Source organism: Erythrobacter sp. JK5, assembly GCF_018205975.1.
GTDB lineage: Bacteria > Pseudomonadota > Alphaproteobacteria > Sphingomonadales > Sphingomonadaceae > Erythrobacter.
On record NZ_CP073577.1, the window covers coordinates 1,108,634 to 1,129,794 of the forward strand.

26 protein-coding genes and 1 pseudogene are annotated in these 21,161 nt (G+C 63.7%); 14 read left to right on the forward strand and 13 right to left on the reverse strand.

Annotation, left to right across the window (positions count from 1 at the left end; genetic code table 11):
* Positions 1-6 precede the first annotated feature (6 nt).
* The 5 genes from KDC96_RS05395 (at position 7) to rpsD (ending at position 2,641) form a co-directional block, all read left to right on the forward strand.
* Positions 7-258: a hypothetical protein gene (locus KDC96_RS05395; protein WP_212451323.1), complete on the forward strand. Its 252-nt coding sequence runs from the start codon at positions 7-9 to the stop codon at positions 256-258.
* 8 nt (positions 259-266) lie between these two features.
* On the forward strand, positions 267-728 hold the full coding sequence (gene nrdR, locus KDC96_RS05400) for a transcriptional regulator NrdR (RefSeq protein WP_212451325.1): 462 nt from the start codon (positions 267-269) through the stop codon (positions 726-728).
* Positions 729-734: 6 nt separating this feature from the next.
* Positions 735-1,469, forward strand: a complete 735-nt coding sequence (locus tag KDC96_RS05405; RefSeq protein ID WP_212451327.1) for an RNA methyltransferase — start codon at positions 735-737, stop codon at positions 1,467-1,469.
* Between the two features lie 116 nt (positions 1,470-1,585).
* Positions 1,586-1,843, forward strand: a complete 258-nt coding sequence (locus KDC96_RS05410; protein ID WP_212451330.1) for a hypothetical protein — start codon at positions 1,586-1,588, stop codon at positions 1,841-1,843.
* 183 nt (positions 1,844-2,026) lie between these two features.
* Positions 2,027-2,641: a 30S ribosomal protein S4 gene (rpsD, locus tag KDC96_RS05415; protein ID WP_212451331.1), complete on the forward strand. Its 615-nt coding sequence runs from the start codon at positions 2,027-2,029 to the stop codon at positions 2,639-2,641.
* A gap of 73 nt (positions 2,642-2,714) precedes the next feature.
* Here the strand turns inward: rpsD and KDC96_RS05420 are convergent, their stop codons facing one another.
* The 10 genes from KDC96_RS05420 to KDC96_RS05465 all read right to left on the reverse strand — a co-directional run bounded on the left by KDC96_RS05420 (position 2,715) and on the right by KDC96_RS05465 (position 9,916).
* Positions 2,715-3,029 (reverse strand): chorismate mutase, encoded by a 315-nt coding sequence (locus tag KDC96_RS05420; protein WP_212451334.1) that lies wholly within the window; start codon positions 3,027-3,029, stop codon positions 2,715-2,717.
* A 3-nt stretch (positions 3,030-3,032) separates the two neighbouring features.
* A complete protein-coding gene (tgt, locus tag KDC96_RS05425; RefSeq protein ID WP_212451336.1) occupies positions 3,033-4,163 on the reverse strand; it encodes a tRNA guanosine(34) transglycosylase Tgt in 1,131 nt (376 codons plus the stop codon).
* A gap of 4 nt (positions 4,164-4,167) precedes the next feature.
* Entirely contained in the window at positions 4,168-4,935 is a 768-nt protein-coding gene (locus KDC96_RS05430; protein ID WP_212451338.1) for an ABC transporter permease, read from the reverse strand.
* Positions 4,932-5,876 (reverse strand): ABC transporter ATP-binding protein, encoded by a 945-nt coding sequence (locus KDC96_RS05435; protein WP_212451339.1) that lies wholly within the window; start codon positions 5,874-5,876, stop codon positions 4,932-4,934. The genes KDC96_RS05430 and KDC96_RS05435 overlap by 4 nt, the downstream gene beginning before the upstream one ends.
* A 42-nt stretch (positions 5,877-5,918) precedes the next feature.
* Complete coding sequence (gene queA, locus KDC96_RS05440; RefSeq protein ID WP_212451341.1) at positions 5,919-6,953, reverse strand: tRNA preQ1(34) S-adenosylmethionine ribosyltransferase-isomerase QueA; 1,035 nt, start codon at positions 6,951-6,953, stop codon at positions 5,919-5,921.
* 102 nt (positions 6,954-7,055) lie between these two features.
* The gene (locus KDC96_RS05445; RefSeq protein WP_212451343.1) at positions 7,056-7,754 is read right to left on the reverse strand and encodes a peptidylprolyl isomerase; all 699 of its coding nucleotides are present in this window, start codon (positions 7,752-7,754) and stop codon (positions 7,056-7,058) included.
* A 105-nt stretch (positions 7,755-7,859) separates the two neighbouring features.
* Positions 7,860-8,372: a pantetheine-phosphate adenylyltransferase gene (gene coaD / locus KDC96_RS05450; RefSeq protein ID WP_212451344.1), complete on the reverse strand. Its 513-nt coding sequence runs from the start codon at positions 8,370-8,372 to the stop codon at positions 7,860-7,862.
* Positions 8,369-8,659: a hypothetical protein gene (locus KDC96_RS05455; RefSeq protein ID WP_212451345.1), complete on the reverse strand. Its 291-nt coding sequence runs from the start codon at positions 8,657-8,659 to the stop codon at positions 8,369-8,371. The genes coaD and KDC96_RS05455 overlap by 4 nt, the downstream gene beginning before the upstream one ends.
* 71 nt (positions 8,660-8,730) lie before the next feature.
* Positions 8,731-9,645, reverse strand: coding sequence for a polyprenyl synthetase family protein (locus KDC96_RS05460; protein ID WP_212451346.1), 915 nt, complete (start codon positions 9,643-9,645; stop codon positions 8,731-8,733).
* A gap of 1 nt (position 9,646) precedes the next feature.
* Positions 9,647-9,916, reverse strand: coding sequence for an exodeoxyribonuclease VII small subunit (locus KDC96_RS05465; protein WP_212451347.1), 270 nt, complete (start codon positions 9,914-9,916; stop codon positions 9,647-9,649).
* Between the two features lie 135 nt (positions 9,917-10,051).
* Between KDC96_RS05465 and KDC96_RS05470 the strand changes: the two are divergent.
* From KDC96_RS05470 to KDC96_RS05490, 5 genes and pseudogenes are all read left to right on the forward strand, one after another.
* Positions 10,052-10,395, forward strand: a pseudogene (locus KDC96_RS05470) (DUF2177 family protein).
* 24 nt (positions 10,396-10,419) lie between these two features.
* Positions 10,420-11,094, forward strand: coding sequence for a metal-dependent hydrolase (locus tag KDC96_RS05475; RefSeq protein ID WP_212451348.1), 675 nt, complete (start codon positions 10,420-10,422; stop codon positions 11,092-11,094).
* A gap of 15 nt (positions 11,095-11,109) precedes the next feature.
* On the forward strand, positions 11,110-13,368 hold the full coding sequence (purL, locus tag KDC96_RS05480) for a phosphoribosylformylglycinamidine synthase subunit PurL (RefSeq protein ID WP_212451349.1): 2,259 nt from the start codon (positions 11,110-11,112) through the stop codon (positions 13,366-13,368).
* A 77-nt stretch (positions 13,369-13,445) separates the two neighbouring features.
* Positions 13,446-13,772 carry a DUF6122 family protein gene (locus KDC96_RS05485; protein ID WP_212451351.1) on the forward strand — a complete coding sequence of 109 codons (327 nt, stop codon included), beginning with the start codon at positions 13,446-13,448 and terminating at the stop codon, positions 13,770-13,772.
* A 1-nt stretch (position 13,773) separates the two neighbouring features.
* The gene (locus tag KDC96_RS05490) at positions 13,774-14,181 is read left to right on the forward strand and encodes a DUF3052 family protein (protein WP_212451362.1); all 408 of its coding nucleotides are present in this window, start codon (positions 13,774-13,776) and stop codon (positions 14,179-14,181) included.
* Positions 14,182-14,184: 3 nt separating this feature from the next.
* Here the strand turns inward: KDC96_RS05490 and KDC96_RS05495 are convergent, their stop codons facing one another.
* Positions 14,185-14,976, reverse strand: a complete 792-nt coding sequence (locus tag KDC96_RS05495; protein ID WP_212451364.1) for a Coq4 family protein — start codon at positions 14,974-14,976, stop codon at positions 14,185-14,187.
* 127 nt (positions 14,977-15,103) lie between these two features.
* Here KDC96_RS05495 and KDC96_RS05500 point away from each other — a divergent pair, with 127 nt between their 5' ends.
* Positions 15,104-15,790: a nitroreductase family protein gene (locus tag KDC96_RS05500; protein WP_212451366.1), complete on the forward strand. Its 687-nt coding sequence runs from the start codon at positions 15,104-15,106 to the stop codon at positions 15,788-15,790.
* A 91-nt stretch (positions 15,791-15,881) separates the two neighbouring features.
* Here KDC96_RS05500 and KDC96_RS05505 read toward each other — a convergent pair whose 3' ends face one another.
* Both KDC96_RS05505 and serB read right to left on the reverse strand, forming a co-directional pair.
* Positions 15,882-16,715: a Coq4 family protein gene (locus KDC96_RS05505; protein WP_212451368.1), complete on the reverse strand. Its 834-nt coding sequence runs from the start codon at positions 16,713-16,715 to the stop codon at positions 15,882-15,884.
* Positions 16,716-16,842: 127 nt separating this feature from the next.
* On the reverse strand, positions 16,843-17,727 hold the full coding sequence (serB, locus tag KDC96_RS05510; protein WP_249171934.1) for a phosphoserine phosphatase SerB: 885 nt from the start codon (positions 17,725-17,727) through the stop codon (positions 16,843-16,845).
* Here serB and miaA point away from each other — a divergent pair.
* From miaA to ilvN, 3 genes are all read left to right on the forward strand, one after another.
* Entirely contained in the window at positions 17,720-18,679 is a 960-nt protein-coding gene (gene miaA / locus KDC96_RS05515; protein ID WP_212451372.1) for a tRNA (adenosine(37)-N6)-dimethylallyltransferase MiaA, read from the forward strand. The genes serB and miaA overlap by 8 nt on opposite strands.
* 139 nt (positions 18,680-18,818) lie before the next feature.
* Positions 18,819-20,606: a biosynthetic-type acetolactate synthase large subunit gene (ilvB, locus tag KDC96_RS05520; RefSeq protein ID WP_212451374.1), complete on the forward strand. Its 1,788-nt coding sequence runs from the start codon at positions 18,819-18,821 to the stop codon at positions 20,604-20,606.
* A 27-nt stretch (positions 20,607-20,633) separates the two neighbouring features.
* Positions 20,634-21,149, forward strand: a complete 516-nt coding sequence (gene ilvN / locus KDC96_RS05525) for an acetolactate synthase small subunit (protein ID WP_212451376.1) — start codon at positions 20,634-20,636, stop codon at positions 21,147-21,149.
* The last annotated feature ends 12 nt before the right edge of the window (positions 21,150-21,161 follow it).

Genomic DNA, 21,161 nt, shown 5'->3' on the forward strand with positions numbered 1-21,161 from the left:
CCAGCCATGAACGATATCAAGCCGGACGACGAACGGCCGACGGGCACGCCTCCGGAGGACGGTCAGGATTTGCTGGAAGACGCGAAAACCGAGATTTCTGCGATGGCGAAGGATGGCACCGGCCACCCCTCGACCAAGCCGATCCTGATCGGAGCGGCGATCGGCTTTGCGGTGGGGATGATAGTGCTCGATGGCGCGTGGTTTCTCGGCCTGATTGCCGGTGCAGCCGTGGCGCTCTATTTGCGGATAAAGAAGTAAGACACGCAATGCGTTGCCCCTTTTGCGCCAATGACGATAGCCAGGTCAAAGACAGCCGGCCCACCGAAGACGCCACCTCAATCCGCAGGCGGCGGCAGTGCTCCTCTTGCGGTGCACGCTTCACCACCTTCGAGCGGGTACAGCTGCGCGAGGTGGTGATCGTCAAGTCGGGCGACCGGCGCGAGGCCTTCGATCGTTCGAAGCTCGAACATTCCGTCACCCTTGCCTGCCGCAAGCGCGGCGTGACCCAGGAACGGATCGACCGTCTGGTGTCGGGCATCCAGCGCCAAGTCGAAACGTCGGGCGAGGCGGAGGTGCCATCGGCCAGGATCGGCGCGATGGTGATGGACGGGCTCAAGCAGATCGACAGCGTCGCCTATATCCGCTTCGCCAGCGTCTACCGCGATTTTTCCGAAGCACGCGACTTCGAGGAATTCGCCAGCTCGGTGCAGGAAGCCGCGAAGGACTGACCGACGGTGCCAGCCCCAGCCAGCAAACCCGTCATCGTTCTGGTTCGCCCGCAACTCGGCGAGAATATCGGCAAGGCCGCGCGTGCGATGCTCAATTTCGGTTTGACCGAGATGCGGCTCGTCAATCCGCGCGACGGTTGGCCCAATCCCGCGGCCGGGCCTGCGGCCGCCGGTGCCGATATCGTGCTCGAGCAGGCGAAGGTGTTCGAACGCACCGCCGATGCCATCGCCGATTGCGAGCACATCTACGCCACCACGGTGCGCAGGCGCGGGGTGACGAAGCCCGTGGTCGGACCCGACGAAGCCGGCCGATTGATGCACAGCGAGCCAGGTCGTCATGCGATCCTGTTCGGGCGCGAGGCATCGGGGCTCGAGACCGAGGATGTCGCACTAGCGCGGCACATCCTCACCGTGCCGATCAACCCCGAATTCGGATCGCTCAATCTGGCGCAGGCCGTGATCCTGTGCGCATACGAATGGTCGAGGCAGGCCGGGCTCGTGCAGCCGACCGCCGAGGAAGAGCCGCTTCCACCGGCCCCGCAGGACGAGCTTGACGGTCTGATCGCGCATTTCGACGCGATGCTGGCCCCGCGTGGCTATTTCCTGCCCGAAGGCCGCGCCGAAGCGACGCGCCGGACGTTGCGCAGCGTGCTGACCAGGCCAGGCTGGAATCACCTTGAAGTGCGGACCCTGCGCGGCATCCTGAGCACGCTCGAGCGCGATCCGCGCCCCGAAGAGTAAGCGGCACAGCGCTGGCAGCGACACCGCCTTCCGCAAACGCCGCGTTTCAACCGTAGACAATGCCGGATTGCCCGGCTAATCGATCCGTCCCCTCCAGCAATTCCAAGAGATTAACGATGAAAACCGGCATCCTTTGCGCTGCGATCCTGATGGCTGCCCCGTTGTTCGCGGCGACGGCGTTTGCGTCCGAACCCGAGAACGATGAAACCGCCAAGCCGGAAACCGCCGAGACTGCGGAAGTGGACGCGGCCAAGGACGCCAAGGCCGAGGAAAAGCGCATCTGTCGCCGTGTTCGGGTCGACGCGAGCAGCCGCCGTGGGACAAAGGTGTGCAAGACCGCCGACGAATGGCGCGAGTTCAACCAGCGCCGCTGACCGGTGTCGGTCGCTTCATTCGAAACTTGACGCGTGGCTGATTCCTGTTAGACGCGCGCCTTCGCAAATGGACCCCGCATCCCGGTGAAGCGGTGGTCGCGTATGGCAGCAGGCCATGCGGTGCGATGCCGGGTTGAATGGCGGGTCGATGGGGCTCGCTCTGCAAATTTGAAGGAAAGACTCATGTCGAAGCGCAAGAGCGCCAAGTACAAACTCGACCGCCGGATGGGCGAAAACATCTGGGGTCGCCCGAATTCTCCGGTCAACAAGCGGTCCTACGGCCCCGGCCAGCACGGCCAGCGTCGCAAGAGCAAGATGAGCGACTTCGGCCTGCAGCTGCGCGCCAAGCAGAAGCTCAAGGGCTATTACGGGGACGTCACCGAAAAGCAGTTCCGCCGCACCTACAAGGACGCGACCCGGATGAAGGGCGACACCGGCCAGAACCTGATCGGCCTGCTCGAGCGTCGTCTCGACATGATCGTCTACCGCGCCAAGTTCGCCCCGACGATCTTCGCCGCGCGCCAGATCGTCAGCCATGGTCACATCCACGTGAACGGGGTGAAGTGCAACATCGCAAGCCGCCGCTGCGACGTCGGCGACGTCATCAGCCTCGGCAGCAAGGCGAAGGAAATGGCACTGGTGATCGAGGCGCAGAGCCTGCCCGAGCGTGACATTCCCGATTACGTCGCGCCCGACGGCAACGACAAGGTGCAGTTCACCCGCGTGCCCAAGCTCGACGAAGTGCCCTATCCGGTGACGATGGAACCGAACCTGGTGGTCGAGTTCTATTCGCGCTGATCCGACATTTCAGCCAGACGAAAAAGGGCGGCCTTGCGGGGCCGCCCTTTTGTTTTGTGCCTCTTTCAGAGGCTTATGAAATGCCCGGATCGCGAAATCGATCCCATTCGGTGAATTCATAGGCGATCGAACCTTCGACCAGCTGTTCCCAGATTTGCGCGATCACATCCTCGGGCAGCCCTCGCGTCCTGGCGTCCGCAACCGCCGCTTCGATCACGCTGGCCTTGCGCATCTCGTCGCGCACCGTATCGCGGCTTTGCTTGATCCGCGCTGCCGCGCGCATGTAGCCGAACCGCCTGTCCAGCAGCGCGACCAGTTCGCGGTCGGTCGCATCGACACCCTCGCGCACCTCGATCATGTCCTGACAGTCTTCGGGCAGCTTCGGCATCGGTTACGAACTTCCAAGGTAGTCGCGCCGGAAATCGGCGGCAAAATCGGCAAATCGAGCCTCCGCAATGGCAGCGCGCATCGCCCGCATCAAGGCCTGGTAGAATGCAAGATTGTGTTCGGTCAGCAGCATCGCGCCGAGGATTTCGCCAGCCTTGTGCAGATGGTGCAGATAGGCGCGCGAATATTGCGCGCAGGTGGGACATTCGCAGCGTTTCTCGAGCGGAGTGGTGTCCTCGGCAAAGCGCGCATTTCTGAGGTTGATCGGGCCGTTCCAGGTAAAGGCCTGCCCGTTGCGGCCCGAACGGGTCGGGAGAACGCAATCGAACATGTCGATCCCGCGCTCGACCGCACCGACAAGATCATCGGGTTTGCCTACACCCATCAGATAGCGCGGACGATCTTTCGGCAACATCTCGGGCGCGTAGTCGAGCACGCCGAACATCGCCTCCTGCCCCTCGCCCACCGCTAGCCCGCCAACCGCGTATCCATCGAAACCGATATCGATCAGCTTGTCCGCGCTGATCTTGCGCAAGTCCTCGTCGAGCGCGCCCTGCTGGATGCCGAACAGCGCCGAGACCGCGGCGTGTTCTTCGCCGCTGTCGAACCCGTCGCGGCTGCGCTTCGCCCAGCGCATCGACAGTTCCATGCTGGCCGCGATTTCGTCGCGCGGGCGGTCGGCGCGCGGACATTCATCGAACGCCATGACGATATCGGAGCCGAGCAGCCGCTGGATTTCCATCGAGCGTTCTGGGGTGAGCATATGCTTCGACCCGTCGATATGGCTGCGAAATTCCACGCCTTCCTCGTTCAGCTTGCGCAGGTCGGACAGGCTCATCACCTGGTAGCCGCCGCTGTCGGTCAGGATCGGGCGCTGCCAGTTCATGAAATCGTGCAATCCGCCGAGCCGCGCGACGCGCTCCGCACCGGGCCGCAGCATCAGGTGGTAGGTGTTGCCGAGGATGATGTCGGCCCCGGTCGCGCGCACGCTCTCAGGCTTCATCGCCTTCACCGTCGCGGCGGTGCCGACCGGCATGAACGCCGGCGTGGCAATATCGCCGCGTCGCATCCGGATCGTGCCGGTGCGGGCACGCCCATCGGTTGCCTGAAGGTCGAAGGAAAAGCGCGACGTCACCGGGTCACTCGCGCAGGCGCCAGCCCGTCCTGAATATGTAGGCGATGATCGCGGTGCACGCCGCGAGGAACCCGAGGGTCAAGCCCAGCGACACGCCGATCGACACGTCGGACGTGCCGTAAAAAGTCCAGCGCAACCCGCTGACGAGAAACGCGATCGGATTGGCGAGCGCGATGGTGTCCCACGGCTCGGGCAGCATATCGAGCGAGTAGAATGTCCCGCCGAGGAAGGTCAGCGGGGTCAGGATCAGCACCGGAATGATCCCGAGCTTCTCGAAACTGTCGGCCCAGATGCCGAGAATGAAGCCGAACAGCGAAAAGCTTGCCGCAACCAGCATGATGTAGCCGACCGCGAGCAGCGGATACTTGATCTCGTATTCGACGAACAATGTCGCGGTGCCGAGGATGATCGCGGCCAGGATCAGGCTCTTCGTCGCGGCGGCTCCGACGAAGCCGATCAGCGTTTCGGCCACCCCGACAGGCGCGGACAGCAGTTCGTAGATCGTCCCGGTGAAGCGCGGCATGTAGATGCCGAAACTCGAATTGCTGGTGGTTTCACCGAGCAGCGTCAGCATCAGCAGGCCGGGAATGATGAACGCTGCGTATTCGACCCCGCCGATCGCCGGCATGCGGCCGCCGATCGCCGAACCGAACACGATGAAATAGAGCGAAGTGGTAAGCACCGGCGCGAGGATCGACTGGAAAGCGGTGCGGAATGCCCGCATCAGCTCGCGCTGGTAGATCGCCCAGGCCCCGCGGGCATTGAAGGTCATTCTGCCGCCTCCCGCTCGGAAACGAGGCCCACGAAGATATCCTCCAGCGAGCTGTCGTGAATGTCGATCCCGCGATAATCGATGCCCGCTTCGACCAGCGCCTTGGTCAGCGCGGCGACTTCCTCCCGGCCCTTGCCCGATCCGTCGCCGCCGCGATAACACAGCTGCAGGCCGCCCTCGCGCAGCTCGACCGGGTAAGCGGCGATGCTCGAAGGCAGCTCGGCAAGCGGCTGCGTCAGAGCGATCAGCGCCTCGGTCCGCCCCAGCCGCTCCATCATCGCGCTTTTCTCGTCGACCATCAGGATCTGCCCCTTGCGGATGATCCCCACCCGGTCGGCCATCTCCTCGGCCTCCTCGATATAGTGAGTGGTGAGGATGATCGTGGTCCCGCGCTCGCGCAGCGCGCTGATTTGCGCCCACATGTCCTTGCGCAGCTCGACATCGACGCCGGCGGTCGGCTCATCGAGAAACAGCAGGTCCGGCTCGTGCGCCAGCGCCTTTGCAATCAGCACCCGGCGCTTCATCCCCCCCGAAAGCTCGCGTATCTGGTTGTCGCGCTTGTCCCACAGGCTGAGCGATCGCAGGACTTCCTCGATCCTCGCCTTGTCGGATGCATGTCCGAACAGACCGCGCGAATAGCTGACCGCGCGCTGCACCGTTTCGAACATGTCGGTGCTGAGCTCCTGCGGGACCAGTCCGATCCGGGCACGGGCCGCGCGCCAGTCTTTCGCAAGATCGTATCCGAATGCTGAGATCGTGCCCGAAGTGGGCCGCACCAGCCCGCATACCGCGCCGATCAGCGTCGTCTTGCCCGCGCCGTTGGGGCCGAGCAGCGCGAAAATCTCGCCCTTGCGAATGTCGAGATCGACATTGTCGAGCGCCTTGACGCCGCCCGAATAGACCTTCGAGAGGCTGGATACTGAGAGGATCGCATCGGTCACGGTGCGCCATGTGGCACAGTGCCGGGCGAATGCAAGCGTCCGTCACGGCAGGAGCAGCGAAGAATCTCCATACGAATAGAAACGATACTCGCTGGCGATCGCGTGATCGTAAGCCGCCATCATGCGCTCGCGGCCCATCAGCGCGCTCACCAGCATCACCAGGGTCGATTTGGGCAGGTGAAAATTGGTCATCAGCCCGTCGATTCCCCTGAAGCGGTAGCCGGGGGTGATGAAGATATCGGTGTCGCCTTCGAACGGCGCAATCGTGCCATCGGGTTGCGCCGCGCTTTCGAGCAGGCGCAGCGCGGTGGTGCCGACCGCGATGATGCGACCTCCCCCGTTCCTCGCCGCATTCAGCCGGGCGGCGGTGGCGGCCGAAATCCGCCCGAACTCGGAATGCATCGCATGATCGTCGGTGTCGTCTGCCTTGACCGGCAGGAACGTGCCTGCGCCGACATGCAGCGTGAGCGTTTCGCGCCCGATCCCGCGTGCGTCGATTGCATCGACCAAGGCGTCGGTGAAATGCAGCGAAGCGGTGGGCGCAGCGACGGCCCCGTCTTCCTTCGCGAACATCGTCTGGTAATCGGCGAGGTCCTGTTCGTCGACCGCGCGCTTGCCCGCGATGTAGGGCGGCAGCGGCATCGTGCCCGCGCGATCGAGCAGGACCTCGACCGGTTCCTCGCCTTCGAACATCAACGTCAGCGAACCGTCGGCCTGCCGTGCTTCGGCAATCGCGGTGACGCCGCCCCCGAATACCAGCTGGTCGCCCAGCTTCACGCGTCGGGCATTGCGCACGAATGCCTGCCAGCGGCGCAGATCGATACGCTTGTGCAGGGTCGCACCGATCTTTGCCTCACCGCCCGCCCGGCGCCCTTCAAGCTGCGCCGGGATCACGCGGGTATCGTTGAAGACCAGCACGTCGCCCGGTTCGAGCAGGTCGGGCAGGTCGCTAACGCCGCGATCTTCGAACGGGCCTTGCGCGCGCACGACCAGCATACGCGCCGCATCGCGCGGGCGAACGGGTCGCAACGCAATCCGCTCGGGCGGAAGCTCGAAATCGAAGAGGTCGACTTTCATGGCGCGCGCCATAGAGAGTTCCCGCATAGGCGGGAACCTCTTTCGAATGTGGTCGGCTTTGACATGATGCCCCGCGTGCGCGGGGGGGGGTCGCGGCCAGCCCTATTGCTGCTGCAACGGCGCGTTCAGCAGATCGGCGGTGATGTCCTGCTCGACGCGCGGTGCCTGCGGCGCAGGCTGCGGGCGGTTGTCGCTGGCGAGCGAGGCCTGCAGGATGCGCGTCGGGTTTTGCGGGGGTTCGCCGCGATTGATTGCATCGACCGCCGCCATGTTGGCGATCACCCGACCGAAATTGGTGTAGCGCTTGTCGAGGCTGAACCGCGGGTAGAACACGATGAAGAACTGGCTGTTGGCGCTGTTCTCTTCGGTCGCACGCGCCATCGAAACCGTTCCGCGCACGTGCGGCATCGGGTTGAACTCGGCTTCGAGGTCGGGAAGCTGCGAACCGCCCTGCCCGGTCCCGGTCGGATCGCCGCCCTGCGCCATGAAACCATCGATCACGCGGTGGAACACCACGCCATCGTAAAACCCCTGCCGGGTCAGCGTCTTGATACGATCGACATGGTCCGGTGCCCATTGCGGCATCAGGCGGATCTGCACCCGCTCTCCGTTCGACAGGTCCAGCACCCAGATGTTCTCGCGATCCTCGGCGACGCTGTAATTGATCCCGGGATAGGTGCGCTGGCTGGTATCGTTGACGACCTCCTGGTCGTCCTGGTTCTCCAGCGTTTGCGCGAATGCCCCAGCGGGCACGGCGAACAGCGCGAGGGCGGTCGCGCCGCCAAGCAGAGTCTTTATCATGTTGGCTTTCACGGTGTTGTCCAAATCTGCGCGGGCTTTAGCCACCCGCGCCTGACACTTCAATGAATGATCCCCCGCCATCGACGGGCGATCGAACGGCATGGTTCAGAAATCGCCCTTGCGGCCGATCTTGTCGACCCGGGCGACCACATCCTCGCATACCGGCTGGCTGACGAACGGCGTGATGTCGCCGCCATACAGCGCGATTTCCTTGACCAGTTTCGATGCGATCGGCTGCAGGGAGACGTCGGCCATGAGGAACACCGTCTCGATGTCGTCGTCGAGCTGCTGGTTCATGCCCGCCATCTGGTATTCGTACTCGAAGTCGGCGACCGCCCGCAGCCCCCGGATTATGACGCTCGCCCCCTGCTGCTGCGCGAATTTCACCAGCAGCGCATTGAATCCGACGACGTCGACATTGTCGAGGCCAAGGCCCGCGACTTCGCGTTCGACCATGGCAAATCGCTCTTCGGTCGAGAACATCGGGTTTTTCGAAGGATTGGTCGTTACTCCGATGATCAGCCGATCGACCAGCTTCGCTCCGCGCCGAATGATATCGGCATGGCCCAGCGTAATCGGGTCGAACGTGCCCGGGTAAAGTCCCACGCGGCGTGTCATGGATTGATATCCTCCCATTCGATGCCGCCGCTTTTGCGGTCTGGCGTGCGCTTGATCGTAACGGTCTCAGACCCGCCGCGACTGTTCTGGAAAGCGAAAACACCCGCGTCATTTTTCTTGAACCCGATGGTGGTCATCCCGTCCACGAGACTGTCGAGGCATTCTGCATCGGCGGTATAGGCGCGGATCACTTCGCTGCCCTCCGGTCCGGTCTTCCCCATGCTGGCGACAGGTGAGGCGTCGGCGCATGCAGGAGCATCGAAGCGGTCGACCAGGATTTCGACCAATGGCGGTGCGTCGGGCTGCCCGCACGAAACGGCTGCCAGCGAGCACGCCGGAATGACCAGACGATAGTGCCTCACCGGTCGCGCTCGATGATGAATCGCGCCAACGCCCGCAGCATGTCGGCCTCGCTTCCATGCGAGCCGAGATGACCGATCGCCTGGTCGATCAGCATTCGCGCCTGTTCGCGCGCCTTGGCGACTCCCATCAGGGTTACGAAGGTCTGTTTGCCTTGCCCCTCGTCCTTGCGCAGCGCCTTGCCGGCCCTGCTCTCGTCGCCTGTCACGTCGAGCAGATCGTCGGCGATCTGGAACGCGAGGCCGATGTCGCGCGCATAACCACGTAAGTGCGTACGGCCTTCGGGCGGGATCCTGCCGAGGATCGCGCCCATTTCGACACTTGCGGCCAGCAACGCGCCGGTCTTCAACTGCTGGAGCCTGGTGATGGTGTGTAGGTCGTAATCGACCCCCTCTTCGTCGGCGACCATGTCCATCATCTGGCCGCCCGCCATTCCGCCCATCCCGCTCGCCTTACCCAGCGTCGCGATCAGTTCGCTGCGGGTGAAGGGATCGGGGCTGGTGCCGGTATCGGCCAGGATTTCGAACGCCAGCGCATGCAGTGCATCCCCGGCAAGCACCGCAGTCGCCTCGTCGAAGGTCTTGTGAAGCGTCGGCTTGCCGTGGCGAAGATCGTCATCGTCCATGCACGGCAAATCGTCGTGGATCAGCGAATAGACGTGGATCGCTTCGACCGCGGCACCGGCACGCAATGCCGCATCGCGGGCGACGCCGAACAGTTCGGCGGTGCTGACCAGCAGCAGGGGCCGAACCCGCTTTCCGCCGCCGATTGCCGCGTAGCGCATCGCCTCGACCAGCCGCGCGCGGGTGTCGTCGGGCACAGGCAGGAACGCATCGAACACCGAATCGATCTCGCGCTGGACCTGCCTGAGCCCATCGCCGAGCAGATCATCTTCGATCCCGACCACATTCATCTCAGTTCGGCTCGTCGAACGGGGCCGTGCCGCTCGGTTTTCCGTCCGCACCTGTCACGATCTTCTCGATCCGCGCCTGCGCCGCGTCGAGCCGTTTCTGGCAAGCCGCGCGCAGCTTTTCGCCGCGTTCGTAGAGCGTGATCGCGTCGTCGAGCGGCACTTCGCCGCGTTCGAGCTGTTGCACGATCTCCTCGAGCGCGCCCAGCGCCTGTTCGAAGCTCATCTTCTCGATCTCGCCCGCCTTTTCGGCGGAACCGTTACCCTCGTCCATGCGTCGGAGCATTGACCGTGCCGCGCGGCCCGGTCAAGGCTGCCCGACAAACAAGGGGCGCAAACGGGAAGAATACAGATGCAGTGGATCATCGCCTACATTTCGGCCGCCGTCGTGTTCGGCGCTCTCGACGCCATGTGGCTGCGCTGGGCCGGGCCCAACCTGTACCGCCCAGCCATCGGCGAAATCATGGCGGAGAACTTCAACGTCGCGGCAGCGGCGGTGTTCTATTTCATCTACCTCGCCGGGATGGTGTGGTTCGCGATCAAGCCGGGGCTGGAAAACTCCAGCGTGGCGACGGCCCTCATCAACGGCATACTGCTGGGGCGCTGTGCTACGCCACGTTCGATCTCACCAGCCAGGCGGTATTCAAGGTGTGGGCGACCAAGGTCAGCGTCATGGATATCATGTGGGGTGCGTTCGCGACCGGCACTACCAGCGCGATCGCCACCTGGATCGCCTTGCGTTTCAGCAGCTGACGCCGGACGGGGGGCGATACATCGATGTTCATAGGTCACTTCGCACCGGCTTTCGTCGCCGCAGCCGTCAGCCCCAGCGGGCCCAAGCTCGGCGGGTATTTCATTGCCGCGCAGCTGGTCGACTGGGGCTTTTTCACGTTTGCCATCATGGGGATCGAACGCATGCGGATCGACCCGGGCGCGACTGTGATGGTGCCGTTCGATCTCTATCACATGCCCTTCACGCACAGCCTGCTGGGCACGGGTATCTGGGCGCTCGGCCTCGCGCTGATCGTTCTGATCTGGCATCGCAACGCGCTCGCCGGGTTGCTCGCGGGGCTGGTGGTGCTGTCGCACTGGGCGCTCGACTGGCTGACACACCGGCCCGACCTGACGCTGGCGGGCGGACCGGAACGCTACGGTCTGGGCCTGTGGAATCTGCCCTATATCGCGATGCCGCTTGAGCTCGGCATCACGCTGGGTGCCTTTGTGTTCTACATGCGCCGGACGCGCGGCCCGATCGGGCCACCGCTGATCCTGATCGGGGTGCTGCTGGCCTTCCAGGCGATCAACTGGTTTGGACCGGCGCCCGCGCAGGCCGGTCTCGCGATCTACATTCAGGCGCTGCTGGCCTTTGCGATGGCAACCGGTTTCGCAGTGTGGGTCGGGGAGAACCGCTACTTCGTGCAGCGCGGCGGGTTGGCGAGTTCGACGGTCTAAACTAAGGGCATCGCCATGAGCGAAATCACCCCTGAAATCGTCGAACAGCACGGCCTTTCCCCTGAAGAATACGAGCGCGTGCTCGCCGGGTTGGGTCGAGAGCCCAATCTGGTCGAGCTGGGCATCTTTTCGGTCATGTGGTCCGAGCACTGCAGCTACAAGAGCTCGCGCCTGCATCTGAAGAAGCTTCCGACTGAGGCACCGTGGGTGATCTGCGGCCCGGGCGAGAATGCGGGCGTGATCGACATCGGCGAAGGGCTGGACGGGCAGAAGCTCGCCGCGATCTTCAAGATGGAGAGTCACAACCACCCCTCCTACATCGAACCCTATCAGGGCGCGGCGACGGGCGTAGGCGGCATCCTGCGCGATGTCTTCACCATGGGCGCGCGGCCGGTGGCGAACATGAACGCGCTGCGCTTCGGCCGCCCCGATCACCCCAAGATGAAGCACCTGGTTCAAGGCGTGGTCGCGGGCATTGGCGGTTATGGCAATTGCGTAGGCGTGCCCACGGTGGGCGGCGAAACCAACTTCCACCCGGCCTATGACGGCAATATCCTCGTCAACGCGATGACCGTGGGCGTCGCGGATCAGGACAAGATTTTCTACTCTGCCGCGACCGGCGTCGGCAATCCGATCGTGTATGTCGGCTCCAAGACCGGGCGCGACGGTATCCACGGCGCAACGATGGCGAGCGCCGATTTCGAGGAAGACGCCGAGGCCAAGCGCCCCACGGTGCAGGTCGGCGATCCGTTCACAGAGAAGCTGCTGATCGAGGCCTGCCTTGAGCTGATGGCGACCGACGCGATCGTCGCGATTCAGGACATGGGCGCGGCGGGTCTCACCTCCTCCAGCGTCGAGATGGCGACCAATGGCAAGGCGGGTATCCGGCTCGACATGGACAAGGTGCCGTGCCGCGAAGAGGGCATGACTCCGTACGAAATGATGCTGAGCGAGAGCCAGGAGCGGATGCTCATGGTCCTCAAGCCCGGCAAGGAAGCCATGGCCGAGGCGATCTTCAGGAAGTGGGAGCTCGACTTTGCGATCATCGGCGAAGTGACCGACACGCAGCACATGGTGCTCGAATGGCAGGGCGAGGTCGTGTGCGACATTCCGCTGGGTCCGCTCGCCGCCGATGCGCCAGGATATGATCGGCCTTACCTCTCCAGAGACGAATATGCGGAATGGGCGGGCATCACCCCGATGAAGGATGTGCCCGACAGCGACGATCCGGGCGCAGACCTCGTCACAATGCTCGCCAGCCCCAACCTCGCTTCGCGCCGCTGGATTGCCGAACAGTACGATAGCCAGGTGATGGGCGACACGCTGCAAACCGGCGGCGATGCCGCGGTGGTGCGCATCCACGGCACCAATCGCGCCCTCGCGATCAGCACCGATTGCACCCCGCGCTATGTCTATGCCGATCCCTACGAAGGCGGGAAGCAGGCAATTGCCGAGGCCTATCGCAATCTGTGCGCGGTCGGCGCGATACCGCTGGCGGTCACCAACTGCCTCAACTTCGCCAATCCGCAGCGGTCCGAGATCATGGCGCAATTCGTCCACGCGCTCGAAGGCATGGGCGAGGCCTGCCGCGCGCTCGACTTCCCGATCGTGTCGGGCAACGTGTCGCTCTACAACGAGAGCAAAGCGACCGGCGGCGGCAGCGCGATCCTGCCCACCCCAGCCATCGGCGGAGTCGGCGTAATCGACGATGCGTCGAAAATGGTCACGTCCGCGTTCAAGGCTGAAGGCGATGCGATCTACCTGCTTGCGCCCGAATTCTGGGCGAAGCCCGATCCGACCCGCTCGCATCTGGGGAAATCGCTGTGGCTCGACGTGGTCAAGGGCCGCGATGAAGGCCGCGCTCCACCGGTAAACCTTGCTGCCGAATTCGGCGCGGGCCAGATCGTGCGCAAGCTGATCGGCGAAGGGCTGCTTTCCGCGGTGCACGATCTTTCCGATGGCGGCCTTGCCGTCGCGCTGGCCGAAATGGCGCTCTCGGGCGGGATCGGCGCGGAACTGGTCGATGGCTATGAAGGCTACACCGTCGCACAGTGGTGGTTTGGCGAGGATCAGGCGCGCTACGTGCTTACAGTCTCGCCGGAGAACGCCGACGCCTTTAACCGCATTGTTGCCGAAGGGCCTGACATCGATGAAGCCGAAATGGTCGGCTTCCATCGTATCGGCACCGTTGGCGGGGACAGCCTACTCGGGCAATCGCTCGGTGCATTGCGCGAGGCGCATGAGAGCTTCTTCCGCGACTGGATGGGTGGTTGAATACCGTGAGTTCCTGCGAAAGCAGGAACTCATTCTCGTTGATAGCTGGACTCCTGCTTTCACAGGCGATCACCTAGTTGGAATTCCTCCAGCCGATTCTCCACTATGGCGGGCATTGGCTCGTGCCGTTCGCGCTCGGCTGGCTCTTCTGGCGCAAACGCTGGTGGCAGGCGGGACTGATTATCGCCGCTGCCAACCTGATCGATTTCGATCACGTGCTGGCCGACCCGATCTTCGATCCCGACCGGTGCAGCATCGGCTTTCACCTGCTCCACGGATGGGAGGCGGCGGTGGGCTATTGCATCATGCTCGCCGTCCCGCGCTGGTGGGTGCGGGCGCTGGGACTGGGCGCGCTGTGGCACCTGGCGGTCGACTATGGCGACTGCGTGATGCAGGGTCTGTGACATGACCGCAGGATATTCCGGAAAGCCGCTCGCGAGAAAACTGAGTCTGCGCGACGGGCAAGTGTGCTGGTTCGACGCGATGCCCGAAAGCATCATGGACGAGATCGATGAATTCGCACTCGAATTGCGCTTCGTCGCCGACCCGGAATCGGGGTTCGACGCGGCGCACATCTTTGTCACCGAGGAAAGCGATCTGGCAGCAAAGCTGGCGCAGCTGCGCAAGCATGTCGCCACGGACGGTCAGATCTGGGTCAGCTGGCCCAAGAAGGGTTCGGGCCACGAAACCGCGCTCGATCAGGCGGCGGTGCAGCGGGTTGGGATCGCCGCAGGGTTCGTCGATACCAAGAAGTGCGCGGTGGACGAGGTCTGGTCCGGCCTCAAGTTCGTGATCCCCAAGGCAGACCGGTAGGCGTCAGGCCATCTGCGGCTCTGACAGGCCCAGATCCTCGCGCTGGTAGCCTTCCTGCTCGAGAATGCGCAGGCATTCACGATAGATCACCGGCTCTCCGATGTTGAGGCGCGCGCGGGCTTCGTCGATATCTTCGCGCATCACCGCCTCGACATCCATGTGCGCAAGCCGCGCTGCGGCCTTGCCCAGTCGCCGCCCCTCGCGGATCGCGGAATACAGCGGAGCCTTTGTCCCCGTGACCTTCTTGATCTGGCGCGCTCCGGCATAGGCGATGAAGAGAATGCCCGTGTTGTGGTTCTGCGAATAGCTGAAGCCCAGCAGGCTCGCCTCGCCCAGCGCATCCCGGCCATAGGTCGTCAGCACGTGAAACAAGTCATGCGTGTCGCGCAGCCGCTCGAAATACCATTCGGTTAGGTCGTGCGGCCGCTGATCGGCGGGAAGCCATTTGTGACTTTCCTCGACCAGGCCCGCCGCCGTCAGCCCCTCGCGCTTCATGAATGCCATGTAATGCTTGCCGACGCTGTTCTCGGGCAGGTCGGCCCAGCGATCGTGATCGTCGAGCATGCCGGGAATGTCGGGTTCCTCGCGCAGGAAACGCTGGCCATCGGGCGACCTGATGAAATCCCACGCCTGCCGATGGCTCCTGCGGCCCTTGGTCGCCTCGATGATGTGGAACACCTGCTCGGTGTCTTCCTTGTCTTCGACGAGCTTGCCGAAGTGGTGCAGCACCTTGAACGGACGAAAGCCGGAAACACTTCGGTTGTCGGCAACAAGCGGGCGGTCGATCAGCGCCATGTCATTCTCCAGAACGACTCATTTGAGTTCACCATATGCAACCTACATTGGTGTAAGTACGCTGTCCAGCGGGATTTCCGCTACGTCGCTCTTCCCTTTGGCGCGCGAGGCGACAATAGCAATCGTTATGCGAGATCACGAAACCGTGCCCTATTCGCTCGATGCGCTTCCCGACGACGAAGCCATTGCGCGCGCGCGAGCCATGCGCGACCGGCTCAGGCAACGCCGGACCTGCCGTTATTTCTCTGACGCTCCGGTTCCGCGCGAGGTAATCGAGGCGGCGATCGAGGCCGCGGGCACCGCCCCCAACGGCGCCAATCACCAGCCATGGCATTTCGCCGTTGTCGAATCGTCCGCAACCAAGCGCGCGATCCGCGAAGCCGCCGAAGCCGAAGAACGCCGGTTCTACGGGGAGGACGGGGACAACCCGAAAGCAAGCGATGAGTGGCTCGGCGCACTCAGGGAGCTCGGCACCGATGCCGACAAGCCATTTCTCGAAACGGCGCCCTATCTCATCGTCGTGTTCGCCCAGCGCAAGGGCGGCATCGAGGAAGACGGGCAGACGCAGAACTACTATGTGACCGAAAGTGTCGGGATCGCGTGCGGAATGCTGATCGCGACGCTGCACGAGGCGGGATTGGCGACGCTGACCCATACTCCCTCGCCGATGGGATTCCTGCGCGAAGCCTGCCAGCGGCCCGAATCGGAAAAGCCGCTGATGATCGTCGTGGTGGGGCGGCCGAGCGAGGACGCGACCGTGCCTGTCCATGCCCTGAAAAAGAAGCCGCTGGGTCAGATTTCAAGCTGGCTGTAGGCCAAACAGGGTCCCGGACGTGAGCCGGGATCGATCGATGTGCGATGCAAAGCCGGAAGCTGTCCCGAGTCAAGCCCGGGACAACGGACAATCAGGCGGCCGCCATGCCTTCGCCGCCGGTGTCTTCGGTCGCAAGCATATCGTAGGGGTCGATCCCTTCTTCGCGCCAGATGCGATGGCATTCGCGATATTTCGTCGGTTCGGGGATGTTGAGTGCCGCGCGCACATCGTCGAATGGCAGCTTCAGCAGCTCGCGGATCGGCTGTTCGATCAGGCGTTTCGCGCCCTTCCCGGTCCGCCGCGCCTGGTTGACCGCACCGAAGATGGGGGCCTTGCTGCCCCACGCCATTGTCTTGATGTTGGCAGCGCCGGCATAGCCGATCAGCAGATGACCGTGACTCGGCGACTGGCCGTGAGTGAACAGCAGCACGCACTGCTCGCCCAGCGCATCGCGGCCATAGCCGGTGAGGATATGAAACAGGTCGTGCGTGTCGCGCGACCGCTCGGCGAACCACTGCACCAGGTCGGGATACTTCGGACGGCCCAGCTTGTCGGATTCGGCCACCAGCCCGGCGGCCGACAGGCCCTCGCTCTCCATGAAGTCGCAATAGACATGCGCAAGGCTGCCCTTGGGCGTCTTGCGGAGCGCCGCATGGTCATCGAGGATTTCGGGCAGGTTCGGCTCGGTCCGGCGCAGGTATTCGCCGCGCTCCGACAGCATCAGCGATTCGACCCGCGACATGAAACTCTTCGACGGCAGCGATTCGAAGATCTTGAAGACGAGACTGGTGTCTTCCTTGTCCTTCATCAGCAAGCGGAAATTCTTCACCGCGCGCGGAAGCGAGTAACGCGGCGTGGGGCGATCGGGATGACGCAGGACGGTGCCGTCTTCGGCGAAAAGCTGGGTGTAATCGGGGTTGGACATCGTGAGCGGGCCTCGTTGATCGGGTGTGCTGCGCGGGGAATAGCAGCGCTTACTTACATTAATGTAAATAGCATACTTCGGTTCCGAATCACAACCATTTTTCCCGGTATCCGGCGACGCCCCTCGCTCAGCCGTAAACCCAGTCCTTCGTCGGAATACCGAGCAGCGAGAGCACCGCGGTCAAATCGCCGCGATCGATCCGTCCGTTTGCAGCCGCCCTCGCCCGGGGCTTGGCGCGGTAGGCTACGCCATAAGTTGCCGCCTCGATCAGCGGGATGTCGTTGGCGCCATCGCCCGTGGCGAGGCTCGGCGTCGATTGTCCGAGCGCGGCGATCTCCTCCAGCAGCACCGCTTCTTTGACCGCGCTGTCGACGATCGGGCCATCGAGCGTCCCGGCGAGCATGCCGTCTTCGACAGTCAGCCGGTTACCCACCACCCGATCGAAGCCCAGCTGATCGCCGACCACATCGGCGAAGTGATGGAATCCGCCGGTAACGAGCACGGTCCTGCAGCCCCGCGCCGAAAGCGTCGATACCAGCGTCTTCGCACCCGGCGTCGCTCTGATCCGTTCGTCGAGGCAGCGGGCGATCGCGCTTTCTCCCAACCCATCGAGCAGCGCCACCCGCTCGCGCAGCGCCGACTCGAAATCCAGCTCGCCCTGCATCGCCCGCTCGGTGATCGCGGCAATCTGCGGCTTGATCCCGGCGTAGTCGGCAAGCTCGTCGATGCATTCCTGCCCGATCATGGTCGAATCCATGTCGGACACGAACACGCGCGGGATCGCAAACTCGCTGTCGCTCACCAGCATATCGGCGGGCGCGAAATGTGCGTCGATCGCCGCCAGCACAGTTTCTGCTGGCGCATCGGCAAAGCTCAACTGCAGCACGTCCGCGCAGGAATCGAGCATCACCGAGGCGGCGATGCGGATGCCCTGCTCCGCCAATGTCGCACTCGCCGCATCAAGGCGTGTTTCCAAGGTCGCAGGGTCTGCTATCAGCCGCGCTATGAGCAAGGGGAAAACTCCAATCGAGAACCGGGTGGCGCTCATTGCAGGGCCGACCGCCAGCGGCAAGAGCGGACTTGCGTTGCAGCTCGCACAGGCGCGCGCCAAGACGAAACTCGACACCTGGATCGTCAACGCCGACAGCATGCAGGTCTATCGCGACATTCCGATCCTGTCCGCCGCACCGAGCGAGAAGGAGCGCAAGCAGACGCCGCACCGGATCTATGGCGAGTGGGAGGCACAACAGACCTGCTCCGCCGCCGACTGGGCTGGGCGCGCTAAGGGTATGATCGCCGAGGCGCACGAGGCGGGCGCGCTGCCGGTGCTGGTCGGGGGCACCGGCATGTACATGAAGGTGCTGCTCGAAGGGATAGCCCCGATCCCGGAAATCGATCCGGAGATTCGCGCGGTGGTGCGCGGCCTCGATACCGAGGACGCCTATGCCGCGCTGATGATCGAGGACCCGGAGCGCGCGACCCAGCTGGATCGGGGAGACAGCCAGCGGATCGCGCGCGCACTCGAAGTCAAGCGCTCGACCGGGACGACACTCGCCGACTGGCAGCTCGCCAAGACAGGCGGGATCGAGGAGGATGTCGACCTCACCGCCGTAGTTCTGCTGCCCGACCGAGACTGGCTCTACGAACGGTGCGACACCCGGTTCGAGGCAATGCTCAATGCCGGGGCGATTTCCGAGGTCGAGGAATTGGTCAAGCGCGGGCTCGACCCCGCTCTGCCGATCATGCGGGCGATCGGCGTGCCCGAAATCGCCGCCCATCTTGCTGGCGAATTCGACCGGAAAGAGCTGTTTCAGGCCGGAGCGCAGGCCACACGCAATTATGCCAAGCGGCAATACACCTGGTTCCGGCGCCAGCCCCCGGAGAGCTGGGCACGCCTGACCGAAGGGGCTGAATCCAAAAGTATCGATCTCGATGATGTTTTTGGATCATTATTGCGCCAATAATGCTTGACACGTTAGAAAATGTCCGATAGCGCATCATTCATGGCCCGACGCACAGCCCCTGCGCCGGGCCTCATTTATTGTTAAGACCACGAACGACCCGGGCCGCATCCTCTCCGGGCGAGCAGACAAGGATAACAACGTGTCGGAAAGCTCCCCAGCCGACCCTTCAGCCTCGGACAAGCGCTCGGGCGCCGCGATCCTGACGCAATGCCTGGTCGATCAGGGCGTGGAATTCGTGTTCGGCTATCCCGGCGGCGCAGTGCTGCCGATCTACGACGAGCTGTTCGGCGACGAGCGCATCCGCCACATCCTCGTCCGCGCGGAAGCCGGCGCGGCGCATGCCGCGGAAGGCTATGCCCGCGCGACCGGAAAGCCGGGCGTGGTGCTGGTGACTTCCGGCCCCGGCGCGACCAACGCCGTCACCGGTATCGCCGATGCGTTCATGGATTCGATCCCCATGGTGGTCATCACCGGGCAGGTCCCGACTGCGCTGATCGGCACCGATGCATTTCAGGAAGCCGACACGATCGGCATTACCCGCCACTGCACCAAGCACAATTACCTGGTGAAGGACCCGACCGATCTGGCCGCGACCATCGAGGAAGCGTTTCGTATCGCCACCACCGGGCGCCCGGGCCCGGTCCTCGTCGATATTCCCAAGGACGTGCAGATCGCGGTGCCTTCGCAAAGCCGCGCCTCCAAGCTCGTCGCCTCGCACCGGTATGCCCCGCAGATGGCGGCTTCGGCAGAGCAGGTCATCGAGGCAGTGGAGCTGATCGCGCAGGCCAGATCGCCGATCCTCTACACCGGCGGCGGAATCATCAATTCGGGTCCGCAAGCGAGCGAGCTGCTGCGGAAATTCCAGGACCTGACCGGCGCGCCGCTGACTTCGACGCTGATGGGCCTCGGTGCGTTTCCGAGTACGCATCCCGACTGGCTCGGCATGCTGGGCATGCACGGCACCTACGAAGCCAACATGGCGATGAACCGCGCCGACGTGATGATCTGCATCGGTGCGCGGTTCGATGACCGGGTAACCGGGCGGCTCGACGCGTTCTCGCCCGACAGCACGAAGATCCACATCGATATCGATCGCTCCTCGATTAACAAGAACGTGCGGGTCGATCTCGGCATTGTCGGCGATTGCGCGACGGTGCTCGGCCAGTTGATCGAGGCGTGGGGCGACCGCAAGCCGCAGGATCTCGGCGAATGGAAGGCACGGATCGCTGGGTGGCGCGCGCGCGAATGCCTCGCCTACCCGGAAAAATCGCGCAAGAACCCCGGCATGATCATGCCGCAGAAGGCGGTCGAGCAACTGTACGAACTCACCCGCAAGCGCGAGCCGATCATCTCCACCGAAGTCGGCCAGCACCAGATGTGGGCTGCGCAGTATTTCGGGTTCGAGAATCCCAACAAGTGGCTGACCTCGGGCGGGCTCGGCACCATGGGCTATGGCCTCCCCGCCGCGATCGGCGCGCAGCTGGGCGATCCGGACGCGCTGGTGATCGACATCGCGGGCGAGGCTTCGATCCAGATGAACATCCAGGAGCTCGGCACGGCGAGCCAGTATCGCCTGCCGGTCAAGGTGTTCATCCTCAACAACGAATACATGGGCATGGTCCGCCAGTGGCAGGAACTCACCTACGAAAGCCGCTATTCGAACAGCTATTCCGACAGCCTGCCCGATTTCGTGAAACTCGCCGAGGCTTACGGCTGGAAAGGCATCCGCATCCATGACGAAAGCGAGCTGGAGGCAGGGATCGCGGCCATGCTCGATCATGACGGGCCGGTGATGGTCGATTGCCTCGTTGCGCAGGACGCCAATTGCCTGCCGATGATTCCGAGCGGTGCCGCGCACACAGAGATGCTGCTCTACGGTGACCATGTCGATGGCACCATGGATGACGAAGCGAAGGCGCTGGTCTAAGCGCGTTCGCCGGAGGGATCACCGAACATGAAAATCAAGAGCGCCGAGGCGGAGCGCCACGTCCTGACCGTTACGGTCGACAACGAGCCGGGGATCCTCGCCAAGATCACCGGGCTGTTCACCGCGCGCGGCTACAATATCGACAGCCTCACCGTGGCTGATATTTCGGAAGACCACGCCGTCAGCCGTATCACGATCGTCACCAGCGGGCCGCCCGAGGTAATCGACCAGATCGAAGCGCAGCTCGAACGGCTCGTGCCGGTCCACCGTGTGACCGATCTCACCACCGCCGGGGCCCATGTCGAGCGCGAACTGGCGCTGATCAAGGTCGCAGGCAAGGGTGAGCCGCGGGTCGAGGCGCTGCGGATCGCAGAACTGTTCCGCGCCAATGTCGTGGACACCACCACCAGCAGCTTCGTATTCGAATTGACCGGCGCGCCGGACAAGATCGACAGTTTCATCGCCCTGATGCGCGAGCTTGGGCTGGTCGAGGTCGGCCGCTCGGGTGTGGTCGGGATGATGCGCGGGGCCGAGGGCGCCTGAACAAAATCAAAG

Bases quoted from the DNA above. Each gene is read 5' to 3' on its own strand.
- KDC96_RS05395 (WP_212451323.1), top strand. From the start codon at position 7: ATGAACGATATCAAGCCGGACGACGAACGGCCGACGGGCACGCCTCCG.
- nrdR (WP_212451325.1), top strand. From the start codon at position 267: ATGCGTTGCCCCTTTTGCGCCAATGACGATAGCCAGGTCAAAGACAGC.
- KDC96_RS05410 (WP_212451330.1), top strand. From the start codon at position 1,586: ATGAAAACCGGCATCCTTTGCGCTGCGATCCTGATGGCTGCCCCGTTG.
- rpsD (WP_212451331.1), top strand. From the start codon at position 2,027: ATGTCGAAGCGCAAGAGCGCCAAGTACAAACTCGACCGCCGGATGGGC.
- KDC96_RS05420 (WP_212451334.1), bottom strand. From the start codon at position 3,029: ATGCCGAAGCTGCCCGAAGACTGTCAGGACATGATCGAGGTGCGCGAG.
- KDC96_RS05430 (WP_212451338.1), bottom strand. From the start codon at position 4,935: ATGACCTTCAATGCCCGCGGGGCCTGGGCGATCTACCAGCGCGAGCTG.
- queA (WP_212451341.1), bottom strand. From the start codon at position 6,953: ATGAAAGTCGACCTCTTCGATTTCGAGCTTCCGCCCGAGCGGATTGCG.
- KDC96_RS05445 (WP_212451343.1), bottom strand. From the start codon at position 7,754: ATGATAAAGACTCTGCTTGGCGGCGCGACCGCCCTCGCGCTGTTCGCC.
- coaD (WP_212451344.1), bottom strand. From the start codon at position 8,372: ATGACACGCCGCGTGGGACTTTACCCGGGCACGTTCGACCCGATTACG.
- KDC96_RS05460 (WP_212451346.1), bottom strand. From the start codon at position 9,645: ATGAATGTGGTCGGGATCGAAGATGATCTGCTCGGCGATGGGCTCAGG.
- KDC96_RS05465 (WP_212451347.1), bottom strand. From the start codon at position 9,916: ATGGACGAGGGTAACGGTTCCGCCGAAAAGGCGGGCGAGATCGAGAAG.
- KDC96_RS05475 (WP_212451348.1), top strand. From the start codon at position 10,420: ATGTTCATAGGTCACTTCGCACCGGCTTTCGTCGCCGCAGCCGTCAGC.
- purL (WP_212451349.1), top strand. From the start codon at position 11,110: ATGAGCGAAATCACCCCTGAAATCGTCGAACAGCACGGCCTTTCCCCT.
- KDC96_RS05490 (WP_212451362.1), top strand. From the start codon at position 13,774: ATGACCGCAGGATATTCCGGAAAGCCGCTCGCGAGAAAACTGAGTCTG.
- KDC96_RS05495 (WP_212451364.1), bottom strand. From the start codon at position 14,976: ATGGCGCTGATCGACCGCCCGCTTGTTGCCGACAACCGAAGTGTTTCC.
- KDC96_RS05500 (WP_212451366.1), top strand. From the start codon at position 15,104: ATGCGAGATCACGAAACCGTGCCCTATTCGCTCGATGCGCTTCCCGAC.
- KDC96_RS05505 (WP_212451368.1), bottom strand. From the start codon at position 16,715: ATGTCCAACCCCGATTACACCCAGCTTTTCGCCGAAGACGGCACCGTC.
- miaA (WP_212451372.1), top strand. From the start codon at position 17,720: ATGAGCAAGGGGAAAACTCCAATCGAGAACCGGGTGGCGCTCATTGCA.
- ilvN (WP_212451376.1), top strand. From the start codon at position 20,634: ATGAAAATCAAGAGCGCCGAGGCGGAGCGCCACGTCCTGACCGTTACG.